General features: G+C 65.3%; 2 protein-coding genes and 1 pseudogene. 1 reads left to right on the forward strand and 2 read right to left on the reverse strand.

Annotated features, from left to right (window positions below; genetic code table 11):
* Nucleotides 1-230: 230 nt before the first annotated feature.
* Both G6018_RS01505 and G6018_RS01510 read right to left on the reverse strand, forming a co-directional pair.
* On the reverse strand, nucleotides 231-449 hold the full coding sequence (locus G6018_RS01505; protein WP_120282887.1) for a hypothetical protein: 219 nt from the start codon (nucleotides 447-449) through the stop codon (nucleotides 231-233).
* A gap of 77 nt (nucleotides 450-526) precedes the next feature.
* Nucleotides 527-982 (reverse strand): helix-turn-helix transcriptional regulator, encoded by a 456-nt coding sequence (locus tag G6018_RS01510; RefSeq protein WP_269504828.1) that lies wholly within the window; start codon nucleotides 980-982, stop codon nucleotides 527-529.
* Between the two features lie 302 nt (nucleotides 983-1,284).
* Between G6018_RS01510 and G6018_RS17065 the strand changes: the two are divergent.
* Nucleotides 1,285-1,603 (forward strand): annotated as a pseudogene (locus G6018_RS17065) (hypothetical protein); the annotation flags it as partial.

A 1,603-nucleotide genomic window follows, 5' to 3' on the forward strand; every position in this document is an offset into this window, starting at 1 on the left:
GCATTTGGGTGTGCGCTACCCTCGGAACAGCTAGGCAAGCTGGTCCGCCTTTCGGGGTTGGCACCAAAACCGGGGTTGCGAGCGGCTAACTCGTCCCGGTTCACACGTTCGCGATCGCCCTTCGGATTCGGCCCCGGGGGGCGATCGCTTTTTTGTGTGGGTGCGCTATGCGGTTGTCAACGACGTTGGTTGAGTCCCGTGCGCCTCCTATCTCTTGAAGTCAGTGGTGGTCAGCCAGTGCGACCGAGAAGGTCGAGCGCACTGGGTGCCTCGGCTTCTCGCCGCTTGTACTCGGCGAGACCGTAAGTGACGACGTCTTGCAGCACCTCCCACCGCTTCCGGCCAGATCTGCGCCAGATCGCGTTGAAGTCGGCCACTAGCTCCTTGTCGATCTCGCCGTTGAGCTGCGTGCGGTGATCGCGGGTCCGCGGGCGGCCGAAGGTCGTCATGGCCTTATTAATAACACGCGTGTAGTTCGGCGTCGAGCATTTGCCGCCACACGGGCGTGTCCGAATATAGCGTGGGTCTAGGAAAACTTTGCGCCGGACTGCCGCCGTCGGTCGTTTCGGGTGCGAGTCCATGCGTCGAGAACTCGAGCCGAGGTGACGCCGTATGCCGTGGCCAGGGCGTCGCAGAGGTCCGGGCGCGGAGCCGACACTCCCCGCTCCATCTTCGAGAGCTGCGGTTGGCGTATGCCCGCAACCTCGCACGCTTCCTGCTGGAGGAGACCTGCGTGGATCCGAAGATCGTGCAGCCTCTCCTCGCCGTCGCTGACCAGTGTGAGGTCCGCCGGCCGCAGGCCCAATGCTCGGGCCACGCTGACGAGCAGGGGAGGAGACGGCGCACGAGTGCCGTCGAGCCAGCTGTGAACGGTGTTGGGGGAGATGTCCAGGTGTGCGGCGATGTCGTCGACGCTCACCCCTCGACGGGACATGGCGGCCCGGAGGGTGGTGGGGCTGATTTGCCCCGCACGGCGAGGCATCGGCTCCCCTTCGTCGGCGTGTCTTGCCCGACAAGTCTGTCCAACGAACGGCCTTAAACCTTCCACTAGCGGAATATAGCGTGTAGTTATAGAGTGGAAACAAGCCGATGGCTGGCCGGCCGATCACGGCGGGTCGAAGCCCTGCAACGGGACCGTTGGCGGTACTCTACCAATATTGGTACCAATATGTCGGTAGGCAGCAAGGAGCCGAAGTGACGGAAAGCGACCGACGGGCCACAGCGGGCCCGGCTCTACGAGGAGCCTTAGTTGGGGCCACCACGGCCCTTATCGCGTTCGGAGGCGTGTCGGTAGCCCTGGCTGCGACGCAGTCGGGCATCGAGGAGGCGTCAGCACCAGGTGCTCGACCGTCGACCACTCAGGCCGGTGTGGACGTGGCCCAGAAGGCCAGCGCGACTCCCCGTTCCGCGAAGGCCGCACAGGCGACCTCATCTCGGACGGCCCCGCAGCAGCGTCCCGCCCAGGTCAAGCAGGCCGGCGTGGCCAAGGCGGTCCAGCCAGCCCGTGAGGTGAAGAGGGAAGAAAAGCCCGACGAGCGCCGAGAGTCGGCCCCCAAGGTCGAAATCGCTCCGGCGCCGCAGGCTCCCACGCAGCAGGTCCGCT

The organism is Dietzia sp. DQ11-44 (genome assembly GCF_014145205.1).
In the GTDB taxonomy this organism is placed as follows: Bacteria; Actinomycetota; Actinomycetes; order Mycobacteriales; family Mycobacteriaceae; genus Dietzia; species Dietzia natronolimnaea.